The sequence below is a fragment of the Brevibacillus fortis genome (assembly GCF_046196545.1).
Taxonomy (GTDB): Bacteria; Bacillota; Bacilli; order Brevibacillales; family Brevibacillaceae; genus Brevibacillus; species Brevibacillus fortis_A.
The window spans coordinates 833,706-851,173 of sequence record NZ_CP176370.1; the positions used below are offsets into that span (position 1 = coordinate 833,706).

At 46.0% G+C, this 17,468-nt stretch carries 12 protein-coding genes; 9 read left to right on the forward strand and 3 right to left on the reverse strand.

Annotation, left to right across the window (positions count from 1 at the left end; all coding sequences use genetic code 11):
• Positions 1–4 precede the first annotated feature (4 nt).
• The 5 genes from ACKKE8_RS04490 (at position 5) to ACKKE8_RS04510 (ending at position 7,212) form a co-directional block, all read left to right on the forward strand.
• Positions 5–1,135, forward strand: coding sequence for an ABC transporter permease (locus tag ACKKE8_RS04490; protein ID WP_409177104.1), 1,131 nt, complete (start codon positions 5–7; stop codon positions 1,133–1,135).
• Complete coding sequence (locus tag ACKKE8_RS04495; protein WP_409177105.1) at positions 1,132–2,280, forward strand: ABC transporter permease; 1,149 nt, start codon at positions 1,132–1,134, stop codon at positions 2,278–2,280. The genes ACKKE8_RS04490 and ACKKE8_RS04495 overlap by 4 nt, the downstream gene beginning before the upstream one ends.
• A 69-nt stretch (positions 2,281–2,349) precedes the next feature.
• The gene (locus tag ACKKE8_RS04500; RefSeq protein WP_409177106.1) at positions 2,350–5,505 is read left to right on the forward strand and encodes an ATP-binding protein; all 3,156 of its coding nucleotides are present in this window, start codon (positions 2,350–2,352) and stop codon (positions 5,503–5,505) included.
• 543 nt (positions 5,506–6,048) lie between these two features.
• On the forward strand, positions 6,049–6,666 hold the full coding sequence (locus ACKKE8_RS04505) for a TetR family transcriptional regulator (RefSeq protein ID WP_409177107.1): 618 nt from the start codon (positions 6,049–6,051) through the stop codon (positions 6,664–6,666).
• A 12-nt stretch (positions 6,667–6,678) separates the two neighbouring features.
• A complete protein-coding gene (locus ACKKE8_RS04510; protein WP_409177108.1) occupies positions 6,679–7,212 on the forward strand; it encodes a GNAT family N-acetyltransferase in 534 nt (177 codons plus the stop codon).
• Between the two features lie 552 nt (positions 7,213–7,764).
• On the opposite strand, the gene ACKKE8_RS04515 is transcribed toward ACKKE8_RS04510, so the two are convergent.
• The gene (locus ACKKE8_RS04515) at positions 7,765–8,472 is read right to left on the reverse strand and encodes a matrixin family metalloprotease (protein WP_409177109.1); all 708 of its coding nucleotides are present in this window, start codon (positions 8,470–8,472) and stop codon (positions 7,765–7,767) included.
• Between the two features lie 304 nt (positions 8,473–8,776).
• On the opposite strand from ACKKE8_RS04515, the gene ACKKE8_RS04520 reads away from it, so the two are divergent.
• The 4 genes from ACKKE8_RS04520 (at position 8,777) to ACKKE8_RS04535 (ending at position 14,651) form a co-directional block, all read left to right on the forward strand.
• A complete protein-coding gene (locus tag ACKKE8_RS04520) occupies positions 8,777–9,001 on the forward strand; it encodes a hypothetical protein (protein ID WP_409177110.1) in 225 nt (74 codons plus the stop codon).
• 171 nt (positions 9,002–9,172) lie between these two features.
• Complete coding sequence (locus tag ACKKE8_RS04525) at positions 9,173–11,089, forward strand: putative thiazole-containing bacteriocin maturation protein (RefSeq protein ID WP_409177111.1); 1,917 nt, start codon at positions 9,173–9,175, stop codon at positions 11,087–11,089.
• Positions 11,089–13,032, forward strand: coding sequence for a TOMM precursor leader peptide-binding protein (locus ACKKE8_RS04530; protein ID WP_409177112.1), 1,944 nt, complete (start codon positions 11,089–11,091; stop codon positions 13,030–13,032). Before ACKKE8_RS04525 ends, ACKKE8_RS04530 begins: the two co-directional genes overlap by 1 nt.
• A gap of 23 nt (positions 13,033–13,055) precedes the next feature.
• Positions 13,056–14,651 carry a SagB family peptide dehydrogenase gene (locus tag ACKKE8_RS04535; protein ID WP_409177113.1) on the forward strand — a complete coding sequence of 532 codons (1,596 nt, stop codon included), beginning with the start codon at positions 13,056–13,058 and terminating at the stop codon, positions 14,649–14,651.
• A 402-nt stretch (positions 14,652–15,053) separates the two neighbouring features.
• Here the strand turns inward: ACKKE8_RS04535 and ACKKE8_RS04540 are convergent, their stop codons facing one another.
• Both ACKKE8_RS04540 and ACKKE8_RS04545 read right to left on the reverse strand, forming a co-directional pair.
• On the reverse strand, positions 15,054–16,808 hold the full coding sequence (locus ACKKE8_RS04540) for a DUF4179 domain-containing protein (RefSeq protein WP_409177114.1): 1,755 nt from the start codon (positions 16,806–16,808) through the stop codon (positions 15,054–15,056).
• A complete protein-coding gene (locus ACKKE8_RS04545) occupies positions 16,805–17,362 on the reverse strand; it encodes an RNA polymerase sigma factor (protein ID WP_409177115.1) in 558 nt (185 codons plus the stop codon). Before ACKKE8_RS04545 ends, ACKKE8_RS04540 begins: the two co-directional genes overlap by 4 nt.
• Positions 17,363–17,468: the final 106 nt, after the last annotated feature.

The following is a 17,468-nucleotide window of genomic DNA, read 5'->3' on the forward strand; positions in this document are numbered from 1 at the left end:
TGACATGAATATATGGAATATCGCTGTAAAAGAAATCAAGTCCAGCCTTCGCGAAAAGAGAACGTTTATGTTTATGCTAGCGCTTCCCATCATTCTGATGTTGATATTAGGTTCCGCCCTTTCCAATGCATTCGACGATTCGAGGACCGTAGGAGACATGCGCTTGCTGTATAAAAGCAACGGGACGAATGCGCAAATGTCTACGGCGTGGAACTCATTTATAAAAGCATTGGGTGATAAGGGAGTGGAGGTCGCTCAAGTAAGTTCAGGCATGGACGGGCAGGAGGAAGTTCGCTCGGATCGCTATACGGGGTACGCAGTCGTCAGTGATGCGGGGATTGAGTTTTATGGAAGCAGCAAGAATGCGATAGGAAGCAATATCCTTGCGGGGATGCTAACCGTTTTTGCAGATCGGTACTCGCTCGCATCCGCAGCTTATCAGATAGATCCCGAATCTGCTTCGGCAATCGTCAAGGGTACCGGACAGCGTGATGATTTTATTCATGAAACGACCTTGCATGCAAATAAAAAACCGGGGGCAATCGACTATTATGCGATTGCGATGACGACCATGGTTGCGCTCTACTCGATGTTCTCTGCGAGTTATTTGTTCACCGGGGAGCGAACGAACAAAACGTCCACCCGATTAATGGCAGCACCTGTCAGCAAAGGTGCCATTTTTACCGGCAAAATGATCGGCAGTACGTTCGTCAATCTGTTTTTCGTACTCGTCGTGTTCTTAGTCAGCAAGTTCGTGTTCCAGGCAGATTGGGGCAACCACTACGGAATGATTATCCTCGTGCTTTTGACAGAGGTGCTGCTTGCGGTCAGCCTGGGTCTGGGAATTAGCTTTCTTTTCAAAGGTGAAGGGGTAAGGTCAATCAACAATATTTTTACGCAAGTCGCCTCCTTTGTAGGCGGTGCCTATTTTCCCGTTGATCAATCAGCTGGTCTCTTCAGCCTCCTGTCCAAATTCTCTCCCCTTCACTGGGTGAATACAGGTCTGATGCAAATCATCTACACAGACAATCCGAGAGGCGCATGGTTTGCAATTGCGATGAATGTGAGCATTGCCACGGCGTTCATCATTATTTCTGTTTTCACAATGCGCAGACGGGAGGGGGCTTACGTATGAGTGAAATGCTATGGCTAATTCGGAAAACCCTGATGGAGACGTTTCGCAGTAAAAAAAGCTGGTTCACTTACTTGGGTTTGCCGATCGCAGGGGTTCTGCTGTCTCTTACCCTCTACAGCAATGCAGGCAGCGGAACGATCCATGTAGGAATCATCAATCAGGATGGGAACCAGATGATCACGCAGGACACGATCCGGTTTATCGAGAGATTGAAATCTATCAAAGTCACCGTCATCGACGAACAAACGATGCGTGAACAAATCGTTTCAGGTGAGCTGGATAGCGGAATTGTTTTTGAGTCGGGGTATGCTGCAAGTGTTCGGAAAGGGGCGCCAGCACACTTGAATATTGTATCCGTAAAAGGTGAACAGGTTACTGCCTACGTGAAGGCCATGCTGCACAGTTATATCGGCAATCTTGCCGCGATTGGAAAAGCGGCACAAGCGGATGAGGCTAAGTTCACGAAGCTGTATACGGCATACCACGAGCAAAGCTACAAGCTCAACACGGTAACGCTTCAAGACACTTCGAACGTGACGCGTATGACGAATCAATCGATTGGTTTCCTCATTATGTTCATGATGTTTTCAGCGGTGAACATGTCGGAGATTATTTTAAAAGAAAAAGAAAATCGTACCTTTTTGCGACTCCTTTCTTCGCCGATGTCGGCTAGATCCTATGTATTCTCGAATATTATCGTCAGCATGTTTATTTTACTGCTGCAAATCATCGTGACCTTGCTCGTCATGAAAAACGTCTTTGGCATAGATGCAGGCGTCTCGTATAGTCAAATGATTCTGCCGCTGTTCGTGTTCGCGCTGGGGGCAATCGCACTTTCTCTGATGACCGTTGCCTTTGCGAAGAGTAGAGCAGGTGCCGGAGCGATTTCCAACCTGATCATTGTACCGACGTGCCTCCTGGCCGGATGCTTCTTCCCAATGGAAATCATGCCGGACACCGTGCGCAAAATATCAACATTCTTGCCCCAGCATTGGTTGCTCGATACGGTGAATAAGCTTCAACAAGGGTACAGTCTGGGGAGCTTGTATTTGAACATAGCTATTTTGCTCGCATTCGCTACGGTTTTTGCTTTAATCGCCATTTATCGGTTTGGGCGGAATAACGATAGTAGACAGTTTGTGTGAGAAAAAAGGACTAGGTGAACTGCAATTTGACAAGGGATAATTTGAATCGTGTCGAAAGATGATCTTACTATGATAAAGCAAAGCAACCATAATCGGAGTCATTCAAAAGCACTCATAAGTAAGCATCTTTTGATTCTTCTCTTGTTTTTAGCATTTCTGCTAGGTCTTCGGATGTTCTGGTTTTCGTTTCACACGTTTCCAGAGCATCCGCCTGTGGTTCAAGGGGTTCTTGATATGCGCGGGTGGGACTTTGAAAATTCCCCGTCTATTTCACTGGATGGGGAATGGGAGTTTTTTCCTAATTCTTTCATCACGCATGAAGATTTCAAGCAATCATTGAATGACGAACGACAATACGTTCAAGTGCCTGGCAATTGGAGCAGCGCTTTTTCCAGGGACTCTCCGTCATCGTATGGCTATGGAACATACCGTTTACGAATCTTGGTCGATCAACCGCTAAATCAGCCATACACCTTATGGGTTCCGCAAGTGGAGGCAGCTTCCACCGTAGAGGTTAACGGAGAGATTTTAGCCAGAGTCGGAGTGCCTGCGGCAACAGTGGAAGAGTACACACCGCGGAAGCAATCCTTCACGGTTACATACATTGCAGATGATGCGAAGGTCATTGAAGTGCTTGTCCGAACGGCCAACTTTCATAATCCAATAGAAGGGGGCCTTGTCAGATCGATTTACTTCGGGTCGCAGGCCACTATTGACACCGAACGTTGGTATTCTATCGGCTTCCAGATGGCAACCTTCCTCATCCTAGTGCTACATGGCTTGTACGCCGGCATCTTGTATATATTTAACGCCCGTCACAAAGAGTTTCTGGTGTTTTTGTTGTTGCTTTCCTGCGTGGGGATAAAGAGTGTGTCTGATTATGACAACCTGCTGTTGCATTGGTTCCCCTTCGATTATACATGGGCGATCAAGGTGGAAGTGCTTGCCTACATATGGCAGCCTTTGCTGATGATATTATTGGTCAGAAGCTTAACTGAACAGGGGGAGAAAGAATACTCCAAACCGTTCAGGGCGTATCTTTTCATGCTTAGTCTATACTCGGCAGTCATCGTAGTTGGAACGGCACAATGGGTGTATGTTTTAGCGGGGACGCCATTTTTGGTCATGATTTATTTCGGCCCGTTGTTGCTGTTTGTATGCAGGATCAGCCGCATGCTCATGCAAAACAAGCATGACGCTGTGTTTTTGCTCATTGCTGCAACGAGTATTTTTTCCAATGTCATATGGTCCGCAATCATGGAATATCAAGTCATCGATATCAAGTACGTGTTTTATCCGCTCGATCTGATTGCTGCTCTTGTCAGTTTTTCTGCCTATTGGTTCAAGCGATTCTTTCGCAATTCAGAGGAAAAGGCAATGCTAACGGAGCAATTGAAAGAAGCCGACAAGCTCAAAGACCAGTTTCTCGCCCATACTTCTCACGAACTGAGAACGCCACTGCACGGCATCATGAATATCGCCCAGACTGTCGTTAACAATGAAAAGCATGTCATGGGTCGTCGCAGCACGCAGGATATGGAGCTCTTAATCACGATCAGCCGCAGAATGTCGCATTTACTAGACGATTTGTTAGATGTCGTACGATTGCAAGACAAGCATATCGTGTTGCAGAAGAAGCCGTTGCATATTCAATCGGTTGTTTCCGGAATCATCAGCATGCTCACCTACATGGTAGAGGGTAAGCCTGTTCAACTGAAAATGGACATACGAGAGTCCATTCCACCAATCTTGGCAGACGAGAAGCGGCTAGTCCAGATTCTGTTCAATCTTGTTCACAATGCACTGAAATTCACGGAAGAAGGATCTGTCGTCGTTTCTGCTGATATCGTGGACGGACAGATGGCGATCTATGTATCCGATACAGGAATCGGGATGGATGAGCAGACCAAGGCACGGATATTTTTGCCGTATGAGCAGGGAGCGCAAGCAACGAACGATGGAGGAGGAATCGGCCTCGGTCTTGCTATTTGTACACAGCTGGTCGAGCTGCATGATAGCGAGCTGAGAGTCGACTCTGAACCGGGCAAAGGTTCGGTATTTAGCTTCTGGCTGCCCGTGGTTAGTACAGATGAAATGAAAGCAGCAGAGAGCCAATATGTGGAGCAGATAGATAAGAATAATCAAGTGACGGCTATCAACCAGATGAGGCATAGCGAAGCTTCAGGTATCTTGGCTTTTCAGGAAACGGCTGTACATACGTTTGTAGAAAGAAAGGCGAACATATTGGCGATCGATGACGACCCAATTAACCTAAGGGTGCTGGATCGAATGCTCTCATCCTCGCAATACCAAATCACGACGTGCACATCGCCCAGAGACGCGCTCGATCTGCTTTTTACTGAGCAGTGGGACTTGCTTATCATCGATGTCATGATGCCGCACATGTCGGGCTACGAGCTGACGCAAAAGGTCAGGGAGCATTTCACTGTTTCCGAGCTTCCGATCTTGCTCTTAACGGCGCGTAGCCAGTCTGAGGATGTATACACCGGGTATTTGTCTGGTGCGAATGACTATGTTTGCAAACCAGTCGATGGCATGGAGCTGAAATATCGCGTCTGGTCGTTGACGACGCTCAAGCAAACCGTCGATGAACGACTGCGCATGGAGGCTGCCTACTTGCAGGCACAGATTCACCCACACTTCTTGTTCAACACACTTAGCTCGATTATGGCACTCAGTGACATTGATACGGAGAAGATGCGTAAACTCGGGGATGCGTTTACCGCCTTCTTGCATATCAGCTTCGACTTTTTAAATACAGGAAAACAAGTTGCCCTCTCCCATGAGCTGGAGCTTGTCCAAGCGTATCTTTACATTGAAAAGGAGCGGTTTGGCGAGCGGCTACAGATCGTGTGGGAGGTTGAGCCTGATATCGATTTGTTGATTCCGCCACTGACCATTCAGCCATTGGTTGAGAATGCAATCAACCATGGTCTTCTTACCCGAATTGAGGGGGGAACTCTCCATATCCGCATCGTCCGGCAAAAAAACGCCACTCTTTTTGAGGTGAAGGATGACGGTATCGGGATGGAGGAAGAGACTGTGCGGCAAATTCTCGACTTGTCGAAGAAGGAAAGAGGCGGAATCGGAGTATCCAACACGAATCGGAGACTGACGCAAATGTACGGGAAGGGCTTGCGCATTACGAGTAAGCCGGGTGAAGGAACAACGGTGTCCTTTGTCATACCGGATCGGACGCAATAGAGCAAGTTTGCTATTTTAGCACCCTGGATCACTATTACTGGTGAAGCAGGGTGCTTTTTCGCGTGTTTTCTATACCAAGGAATGCTGTTCACCCGCCCCTACATTCTGCGGAATTACAATAGTTGCAGTCATAGTCACCATAACGATTACCATATATGGCACATCTACTACAATGGTAACAACAAAAAGTCCCACTCGGATTATTCGGATTCAACTCATTACATTCATCTCTAAGATGATTACTTAGATCTCTACGACGTTCCAGATAGGGTCCATATTGTACTAAACGTCCAAAGACTTTCTTGAGACATTTCGATTTTTTTCTTTTCAAGAATGCCCCATCCTTTCATGACAATCTAACACAGGATATGCCATGGTTTTTTCATTGATTGGACATTGCGGCTACTTCCGTTGAAAGTTGGGGTGAAAATTGAGGGAAGATCATGAGGAGTTGAAAAATGACATTAATGTCGTTTATAATAATCTCACCAACAAAAACGACATCAGTGTATATTTTGTTCAAAGGAGGTAGTCCTAAACCCCATGGCCCCAAAAGTAAGCGACGAATACAAAACCAAAAAGAAAATCGAACTGCTACAAGCGGCAAAACGTGTGTTCATCACAAAAGGCTATACACGGGCCACCATGCAAGACGTCATGGACGAGGCTGGTGTATCGCGGGGAGCCTTGTACGCCTACTTTGATAATCTGGAGCACTTATACTTGGAGCTGCTGCAATTCGAGGATCAACAGGATGTACAGTTTTTCACACCAATTGCTGGCGAAACATCTTGGCAGCAAGTCACCAAATGGGTCTACAAACAGCAGGTCGAGATTGAGAAAATCGAACAAACCCTGTCCCAAGCCAACTCAGAGTTTTTCCTGTCATTGAAAGATCAGCAAAAGCAACAGAGCTATCCATACATCACGACTCGCTATGAAAAAATGGTGGATGTATTGACAGCTTTCTTTGCGCATGGGACAGCGACAGGTGAGTTCAAGCCACAGCTACCACCTGAGGCGATTGCTCGCTATCTCATCTCGGTTATCGATGGATTGATGCTGGATACCGCGCATTTGGGCGCAGAGAAAACGAAGGTGTCCGTGCAGATGGAAGCATTGTTGTTTTCATTGAGAGCGATGCTGGGACCGGTTCAATAAGGAGGGGGAAGAATGTTGTTTCAATCCGAGAGAATCTATCTGAGAAAAATGACGGGGGAGGATGTGGACGTCTACCATACGTGGAGAAATGACGTGGAAGTCATGCGGACAACGAGTCCGTCTTTGGACGTCTACACGTGGGACGATACGAACGGGTTTGTGAATCAGGTCATATTGCAAGGAAGCTCATCGAAGAGCTACATGATCGTAGACAGCCAAACCAATCGACCGATTGGGATTACCTCCCTCATTCAAATCGACCTGAAAAACCGCAATGCGGAGTGCATCATCGATATTGGAGAGAAGGAATACTGGGGCAAAGGGTATGGACGAGAAGCGCTGAAGCTATTGCTAGATTATGCGTTCTTGGAAATGAATCTGCATCGGGTATCGCTTCGCGTCTTTTCCTTTAACGAAAAGGCCATCAAGCTGTATGAGAAACTCGGATTCAAGCAAGAGGGGATTTCGCGTCAGTTTTTGTTTCGAGAGGGAAAATGGCATGATCTCGTGCACATGGGGATTTTGCAGCAGGAATATATCTCGTAAAAAAACTATACCGATGCTTATTCATGGGGGAGCGACCGCGTTTTAGAGGAAAGTTTCACCGAAGTAATGCCGGAAACGCTCGCTGAGGTACTTCGTTATGCGCTCCGGAAAGTTTAAGTATGAAGCGCTTAAACTTTCCTGCACGTAAAAAAAGAGGCTGGCGGTATGAAGGGTATGATATGCTCCCCTTTAAGTAGACAGGTGAAATATAAAACCTGCTATTGAAGGGGAGCTTTTTCATGTCCAAAGTAAATTATAGTGCTTCGGAGAAACTGGCCTTGGAAACGGTACAGGGAAGCAAGCCTATGCTTCACAGTGATCGAGGATTCCAGAATACCTCTTTGAGGTTCAAAAGGTTGTTTGGTCGTAAAATCACCCAGAGCATATCCCGAGTTGGTAGGTGTATTGATAATGGGCCCATGGAATTCAGGACCAAGGTCGCTTAACCAATTTTTATTATTTGTACTGTCTACTTGACGGGGTGCAGTTCACCTTATAGACAGCCTGTAGCCCACTCGTATAACGGGGGGCTTTTTTCTTGTATTGCGATCGTCATAGGAACGGAAAATACCCGTGACTGTACTTCCATATTCCATCTCTCAAACAAATGCTTTGTTCATAGGTTAGTTCACATCGAATTCGTTGATTAGCTATGGGGTACATAAGGTTACTCGGTTCTGAACTGTGGCCTAACCCCAAGATGTGTCCAATCTCATGAGCCAATGTAGATGGCGAAATAGCGTTTGCATTAAGAAAAACGGAAGGGCGATGCTTAATAATACCGTACAAGGCAAGGTGTTCTGAAGGGCTGGCCCTCTTCCATTTCCGCAGCAACAAAGATAGTTTTTCGATTGCCCGCAGATTGCAGAATGTTGCAGCACCGGGTATATGAACGCCAGCAGATATACCATCAGGAGGGATTGCAATAAGGTAGTAGATGTTAATACAAGGTAATCGTTGTTTTGTTTTTCTCCAACCTCCTGCACGAGCGGTTTCAATAAAAAAATCCCGTAAGTCGTGAGATGAGTTGAAGCTATGCTGAAGTCTGTCATTTTCGAAGACATCATTTTCTTCATGAAACACGAGATTTATCCATGGAAAACCATTCACTTCAGCGTTCCTATCAAAATAATGTTGCGCATAGACAATGTTTTGTTTCACCGTAGACTTGGCTATTTCCAAATCCTCAAATGCACCCTTCTGTACAATAACATTTAATGAGAAATGTGCGGTTTTTCTCCTCGTTAGAGAGTTAGACATTGTTGATCACTCTTTTCTTCCTGGACTGCCTTTTCTCTTCTTGGACCTTTTTGTACACTTGGCAAATACCCGAATTGAGGAAATGAAGTGACGAACGAGTTGTTCCGAGAATATCTTGCAGCAAGACGAACTGAAGTACTCTAACTCCCCTGGTAGTAGGTTTTGTTGATCATACGTTAGGAGAATTAGGGTTATTAAGTAATGCCCTAGGACATGAAAAAGGGAGGAAAACAAGTGAGCAGTGATTTCAGGCGAGATTTTGAAAGTATGGAAGTAAGCAGGATCGAAGCAAGCAGCATGTTTTTTGGTAGTAGTGATTCTGGGGACTTATACCAATATCGATGTGGAGACAGATGCGGTTGGAGAGACAGATGCGGTTGTAGAGACAGATGTGGTTGGAGAGACAGATGTTATGACAGATGCGGTTGGAGAGACAGATGCGGTTGTAGAGACAGATGTGGTTGGAGAGACAGATGTTATGACAGATGCAGACCCAGATGTTGGGACTGATGTTGAGACAGATGTCTAAAGGGTAAGATATAGATATGCTGATAGAAGGGCCATAATCCATGATTATCGTGGGTTATGGCTTTTTTTCTTCCCCATCATTTTCTGACAAGAAGGACAAATTGCAGAGCATAAGATCAAAATAGTTGTGAAAGACATATTTCCGAAATCAGGTCACGGGAGGAGGCATAAAATGACATCTATCACCCCATCCATGCGACTAAAAGTAAAAGGGGATACGTATTACGTTCCTGATCTAGATGACCGTGTGTATTTTCAAAACAATCTAGGATCATTTCAGATGGAAGGGAAGGGAATTCACAAGTGGATTGAAAAACTGATGCCCTTGTTTAACGGGGAACATACATTGGAAGAATTGACAAATGGGCTGTCTGACCAGCGTAGAAATCACATATATCACATTGCAGACATGCTGTACCAAAACGGCTTTGTCCACGATTGGAGCAGTCAGCTTCCACACCAGTTATCCAAGGAAATTATGGAGAAATACGCTCCTCAGATAGAATTTTTGAACAGCTTCACTGATTCCGCTGCCTATCGTTTTCAGTTGTACCGTCAAACCAAAGTGCTGGCCGTTGGCTCTGGTCCCCTACTTTCTGCTTTGGTTGCAGCATTGTTGGAATCAGGATTGCCTGCCATATACATAGCCACTACCCATTCCATTGAGACCAATCGGGAACGTTTGTGGGAATTGGCAGCACATGCTCGAAAAGAGGACTCCGAGGTAAAGCTGGAGGAAATTTATCTGCAAAAAAATGATCGGGATGGTTGGCATAAGGCTGTGCAGACTTTTCAAGTTGTCTTATATGTACAACAAGAAGGCGACCTTGAGGAATTGCGGGTGCTTTATTCGATTTGCAAGGAACAAAACAAAATCTTTATTCCTGCTATTTGCCAGGACCAAGTGGGAATTGCGGGGCCAGTTTTACGTCCAGATGCAGATGGATGTTTTGAATCGGCCAGGCGCCGAATCCACCGATCTTCATTCAACAACGGCTCTTGTTCCAGCGCTTATTCCCCCATTTGCGCTGCCATGTTAGCAAACATCGTTGTGTTTGAATTGCTTAAGACCATTACAGGGACATTTGAGCAGGAAAATAAAATCTTTCTCATGAATTTGGAGACGATGGAAGGAGAGTGGCATCCGTTTACCCCTCACCCTCTGGTGACTGGTGGTGCACGTGTGAAATGGGTGCAGGACACGAATCTACTTTTTGAACAACGTTTTCATCAAAATGGCTCATATGATTTGCCAGCATTCTTTGGTTCGTTAACATCGGATCAAACAGGAATTTTTCATACATGGGACGAGGGGGATTTGGAACAACTCCCATTGGCGCAATGCCGAGTGGTAGTAGTTGATCCCTTATCCGAAGGTCCGGTAGAGTTACTTGCTGACATTGTTTGTTCAGCTTTGACGCATGATGGAGCTAGGCGTGAAGCGGGATTGGCGGGAATTGAAGCGTATGCATCGAGAATGGCTAAACCGCTTTTTGGGACTGAGGAATTTGTTGGAATAGGCGCGGGTGAGACTGTTCCGGAAGCCGTTACCCGAGGATTGCAAAAGAGTTTGACAGCAGAGCTGCGTAAACAGCTCGAAAACCACCAAACTGCTGTTTATCCAGTTGAGCTGAACTCAATAGAAGATAAACATTCTCTTTTTTACTTACAGGCTCTGACAATCATGAACGGCCCACCGACGGTATGCCTGGGGGAGGAAATATCAGGCTTCCCGGTAGTCTGGATAGGCACAAATGATCGCTGGTATTACAGCGTATGCTTACATCTGACTATGGGGTTGCGCACCGTATTGCAGCAGGCGTTATGGGTAAACCATAACCCATCTCTTAGCCAAACAACGACATATGGGATTAATCCGTCCTCCATTGTAGTAAAAGAAAAGCTTCCACACAGTTTGGTCATCCCCACAGTTGAAGAGACAGCACACACCGAAATGTTGCAAGCCGCCTTGTCCTCTTTGAGACGAAACAATAAAGAGCTGTTCGTTTGTGAATTGGAATTGGAGCAAGTCTTGAAAGAGGAATTGGCAGGAGTATTTGGTGTGCTGTTGCGAAAGGATGAATCCTGATGAGCACAGTCCTGATGATTGTCGGAGAGGGATTGTTAGCGGATTTCGTATATCGAAACCTGTCCAGTCAATACAGTGTCGTGCAGCAGCCTGATTGTAAGGCTGATATACCCAAAGAGGTGGAATTGGCTTTAGTACTGCATGATTTCTGGCATCCTTCCATTCATCTGCAGGCTGAAGAGGTGTTCAAGAAGGCTGGCATTCCTTGGTTAAGGGGCTTTGTTTCATTTGGAGAGGGCGTAGTAGGGCCACTCGTGGGACCACGTATGCAAGGATGTCCGCAGTGTGCCGACTTCCGAAGACTGATGACCCGCAAAAACCGGAGAGATCTGAGGGAAATTCAACTCCAGCTAAAAAATCAAAAGAAACGACAGCGTGATGCATGGGCATCAAATACGGGAATGTACCAATTGGCGAACATGATCACCGCGGAAGCGCAAAGAGTGTTACAGGGCAGTCGCCCATATACAGTACAAAGAACAAGAATCCATTTGGTAAACTTGCAAACTCTGGCGACCTCAGAGCACTTCTTTTTGCCAAATCCAATATGTGAGGTATGTGGGGAATTGCCTGAGGATACACCTGAGGCCGCACGTATTACTCTTCAACCAAGACCAAAGGCAAATCGCAACAGTTATCGAATCTGTTCGCTAGATGTTTTTAAGGAAGTCCTCATTCAGGAATATTTTGATTTTCGAACTGGCATGATCAATCAAAAAACCAAAGACCACCTGACCCCATTTGCCGTCATGAGCGTGAATCTGCCGATGATAACGTCTAATGAAGGAGCAGCCGGGAGAACTCTTTCTTATGAGCAGAGTGAACTGACAGCGATCCTGGAGGCATTGGAGCGATACGCAGGTCTGCATCCACGAGGCAAAAGAACGGTCATCTGCGACAGTTATGAGAAGGTGAAAGACCACGCGCTCAACCCGCTGAAGATCGGGCTGCATTCGGAGGAACAATATGCAAGTCCTGATTATCCTCTCCAAAGATTTGATCCAAAACGGCCCATGAATTGGGTATGGGGTTATTCATTTTTTAAGGAGAAGCCAATCTTGGTACCAGAATCGATTGCCTACTACGCCCTGGAAGATGACTTCGTCTATGAAAACTCCAATGGTTGCGCGTTAGGCAGGTGTTTAGAAGAGGCCATTTTCTACGGTATATTGGAAGTGGTGGAACGAGACGCATTTCTTTTGACATGGTACGCACAACTGCCTTTACCGCGGCTTGATCCTGAATCTGCGAAAGACAAAGAATTGCTCTTGATGATTGAGCGAATAAAAGCAGTGGCAGGTTACGATTTGTATTTGTATAACGCGACAATGGAGAATGGGATACCAAGTGTTTGGGCCATTACGAAAAACAGGAAACAGAAGGGAGTCAATCTCGTCTGTGCCGCCGGGTCTCATCCGGATCCGTTGCGAGCTGTAAAAACCGCGGTGCATGAACTGGCCGACATGCTGTTAACACTCGATGAAAAATATGAAATGCATCGGGAAGAGTTTCTGCAAATGCTGCACGATCCCTTCCGGGTGCAAAGCATGGAAGACCATGGTATGCTGTACAGTCTGCCTGAAGCGGAAGAGCGACTGCACTTTTTGCTTCATGATGATCGGCCCATGCGAACATTTGACGAGGAGTTTAAGCTGCAGGCAGGTCATCATGACCTGACGGATGATTTGAAAGGCATTCTGCAGATTTTTAAGCAATTAAACCTCGAAGTGATAGTGGTTAACCAGACGACACCAGAAATGATCAGAAACGAACTGTACAGCGTGAAAGTTCTGATCCCTGGGATGCTGCCGATGACGTTTGGCTATCACTTAACCCGCGTAACAGGACTGGATCGTGTCTTGAACGTACCCATGCAGCTTGGCTATACCAAACATCCCCTGACATATGAACAACTGAATCCGCATCCGCATCCATTTCCATAGGTCTTGAAGTAGGAGGAAAAAGTATGCGCAGGGATGTATTTTTGCACAATCTGCTGTATGACGTCGAAAAAATTATCCCCGCCGACTGGACAGTAGATTGGGGAGATTCCCCTTTGGTTTATAAGATCTATCGCGAACTGCCTGTCGTGCCGCTTTCGTTAGAAGTTCCGCTGTCTCTTGAACACGGCAGAAATAAACAATCATCGAAGCCAACCATTCGTGATATTGGACATTTTCTCTGGGTCACATTTGGTCTTACACGAGTGTCTGATCCAGGTAATGACTGGGACTCCTTCGACCAAAGATCAGAGGAGTTATTCCGAAGATTTGTTCCGTCTGGAGGGGCTTTGTATCCAAGCGAATTATACGTGTATTTAAACATGGATGACTTGCCCGCGGGAGTGTACCATTATGACGCTGCCCATCATCGTTTGGTGTTGCTGCGCAAAGGAAATTGCGATTCCTATCTGACAATGGCTCTGGGTTACTATTGTGACATGTCAGGGTGTTTTGCTGCAGTATTTGTATCGACAATGTTTTGGAAAAATTTCTTTAAGTATCATAATCTGTCGTACCGCCTCCAAGGTTTGGATGCAGGGGTACTGATTGGCCAGCTACTTGAAGCAGCGAAAAGGTTTGGTTTTACAACAGGTGTCTACTATCAATTTCTCGATCGAGCCGTCAATCATCTGCTGGGGCTGAACCAATGGGAAGAAAGCGTATATGCGGTGATTCCTCTCTCGATAAAATCAGATATCAATTGGTTTGCCCATAAGCGTGAAGGAATGGAAATTGTCTGGGATAAAGAATTGTATCGGAAGTTACCCGCTGTTCAGCATCATTTCTATATCCGTTCTCGAAGGATTAGAAAATATCCCATGCTGATAAAGTTGAATGAAGCATCAAAGTTCGAATCAACGGACTGCTTTCAGCGGGTACGGGGAGAAAAAAAGCCTGCCTTTGGAGGTCCTTCTTTGGCATTACCAAACGTAAAACCTTTAAACTGGGATCTCATGGAGGCAAGCCGAAAGAGGTTTTCACCTGGTGAGCACTTCGTTTTACGCGAAGTGAGTCAACAGCAATTAGCCACTCTTTTGCGTGAGGCGACAAATGCTTTCTTCTACCGAAATGATCTGGATCGAATAGATATCCCCGAAATCCAAGAACAACCGAGGTCTCGAGTTTCGTTGTACTGTTGTCTCTATTCTGTGGAGGATATTCCCGCTGGCGCCTATTATTATGACTATCCTTCCCATAAATTAAGGCTCATTCGTCTTGGAGACCATCGCCCCATATTAAAACAGGCAATAAATAGGAGCGACTTCAATATACTCGATGTTCCGATCTGCCTGCATGTGGTAGGGGACTATCATTACTACAGACATAAACTCGGATACAGAGGATATCGTATTCAACAAATGGAAGCGGGTATACTTGTACAAAAATTACTGTTGGTAGCTTCTTCGATCGGATTGGCAGGCCATCCGCTTCTCGAGTATGATGCAAAAACATGCGATAAAATCTACAAAATCACGAATGTAAACCGAAGCTGTTTAATACAAGTACCTGTTGGGCCCTATCGTTTACCCATTAGGTTAACCGGACATTTGTACGTATAGGAAGGAGCTGGAGCACACTTAAAAAGACATCAATTACGCAGCGACCGTTTCCCGATATCCCACTGGGGAGGGGTCGTTTCGTTTTCCCCATGAAAAAATCCCCCTCCGATCACAACGTCTAAATCCACCTTCAGCAGATGTCTTTTTTACGTTGTCTACCGTTAGGGGATATTACCACGAACTTATCTCCCGATGACCTTTTATCGAGCTCTTTACACTAACTCCAACATCCGGTCAGGATGGTTGGTGCAAATCTGAATCTCTGGGTGCCACGACATCACAGTACGGATATCCTGCGGTTGATCCAGTGTCCAGGCAATGACTGTGTATCCCTGCTCGATGGCGGCGACTGCTATCTCCCGGTTTAGGTACCACCAGCCTTTTGCGTATGAAGGGTGTCTCTTATTTTCCGGCGTAAATCGGTACTTCCCACTCTACATTTTTGTGTTCAACCATTCGTTTCTCGGAAGAAATGATCAATTGCTTTGGCAGGGTTGTGAGGTCTTCTAAGAAGATCGTACCTCCAAAAATCGCCCGATCATTTTCATACTCAGTCTTATCGATTAAGTAGTCGATGTCTTCGTACTTTTTCCCAGTCTCGTCTGTAATGGTCCAGTATTGGTAGGGACCCATAGCGGCAGTATCTGGAGAGAGAGTTGCCTCGAATGCCAGATCGTAGCCTTCCAATTTCGTGGTAGTCCCATCGTCATTTACGCGGTGATGGCCGTCATAGCCTTCAACATCAACGATCGCTTTTGGATCCTTTTGATATTTTTTGAAGGTAAACTGATCTCCCTGGTCTTCCGCTGTGATGACTTCTTTCTTTTCGAGGCGATTGGCGTCCAACTTCGCGTTAAGCTTAGCGGCTTCCTCTGTATATACAGACCCGAGCTTGAAGGTAAGGCTTTGGCTTGCATCGATTGGTTGGAAGTAGTGGAAGTCTCTTGTTCCATTTTCAGTAGAGCGGCTATGATCCCATTTCAAATACTTGATGACATTGTTTTGTTTGCTGGCTTCACGGATGACAGTCTTGGAATCCCAAGCGGCGACGACTGTGCCCTTTTCATTGACTAACTCGTAGCTGTATTCTTTTCGCTGGTTATCCGTAGTCGAGCGATCTACGACCATTTCCACCCCACTCGGTGCAAACGTCATCTGTTTTACGTCCAGCTGGAGCCCTTGCGGAGTCGTGTATGTTTTGTTGATTTCATGTGTCTTCGTCGCGGCCTTTGCCTTTTTCATGTCAACAGGTACGGACAGCTTCCAGTTACCTTTGATGTCGTCCAATTGTTTAATGTTGAACTCTACAATCAGCTCGTCCGGAATTTCACTTATATCATCAAAGTAGCTGCGCAGCTCACGATCCAAGGACATGTAACCAGTATCTACATTCATAACATTGTGCCAATCTTCATTTGGTTTGCGAGTGTCTTCATTTGCAGATGACTCAACAGGCTTCAGTACGTTCCCTTGTTCGTCTTTGATTGTAATGACTTGCTCCTTGTTATCTCTTCTGATCATTTCCCTCAAAAAACTGTCCATCGGCTTGCCGTTCTTGTCTTTTACGATAGCGGCAATGCTGATGCGAAGAGGATCTGCCATTACTTCCTTCACCTCAAAAGTGATACCTTGGTCGGTCGCACTTACATTCACGGTTTGAACGAAACCTTTTTTGGCTGCTTGCTCGATACCAGAGTCCCCGGACTTTTGAAGAATACTATTGCTCACAGGCACTACAGGATCAGCCTTGCCAATCGGGCTGTTCGTAAAAGCAGCATTGACATAACTAGCAAAGGTCGGGGAGACGAGCATTCCTCCCGATACGACGACGGTTAATGCAGCGGCGGCAAGCGTCATTTTTTTCATGATTGTAATACTCCTTTGTTTCCACGCAGGTGGTTGGTGTGAAGGGGTAGCAGGGTTCAATACTCTCACGGGATGAGGGGAGAGCATCTGAATAATTTTTTGATCCATATTTGTTGAGAGGGAGTCCTCCCACATTGTTTCTTCGGTATGGTGCAGCTCATCGATCCATTGCTCCAGCTGGTGCTGGCAGTGTGTGCAATGATCGAGATGACTTTCGATATTTCGTTTGTTCACTGGTGTTAAACGATCTTCCATGTAGGCGATCAGCTGTCTTTGCGTAAGGCAATTCAAAGCGGGGTACCCCCTTTTTTCTCCGGCTTGCTTAGCTGGTCTCGCAGCTTTTTCCTGGCATAGGAGAGGCGCATTCTCACGGTATCTACGGACAAAGATAGTTTGTTGCCGATCTCCCTGTAGCTTAAATGCTGGAGATAATGCAAATCGAGAATTGTCCTGTGATTCTTGTCCAGTGTCATCATCTGCTGTCGCAAAGCATGACGCTGTTCTTTTTCCAGATAACCTTCCTCCGGGATCGGACATTCGTCTTTGACCTCGACATCCATCTCCGTTACGGAAGGCATCCGCTTTCGTTTCCGCAGCTCGTCAATCCCGCGATTGATCGCGATTCGATACAGCCAGGCAGAGAAGGAGTAGTTGGGTTTATAATCTGGCAGACTGTAGTACGCCTTGATAAAAACCTCCTGCACCATGTCTTCGGCATCATGAGAATGGTGGAGCGTGCGCCCAAGAATCGAAGCGATTTTTCCCTTGTATTTATTGACGATCAGAGCATAAGCCTCTTTATTTCCTTGAAGAACCTCCGCAATGACCTCTCGATCGTCCTGCATGTTTGTTACCTCCTTGCAAAAAGGTGCTGCGCAGCTTTCCTTTTTGGTGTTCACTACTATAGACGAAAACGAGGGTGACCCCCTCTCAAACTTTTTTCATGAAATT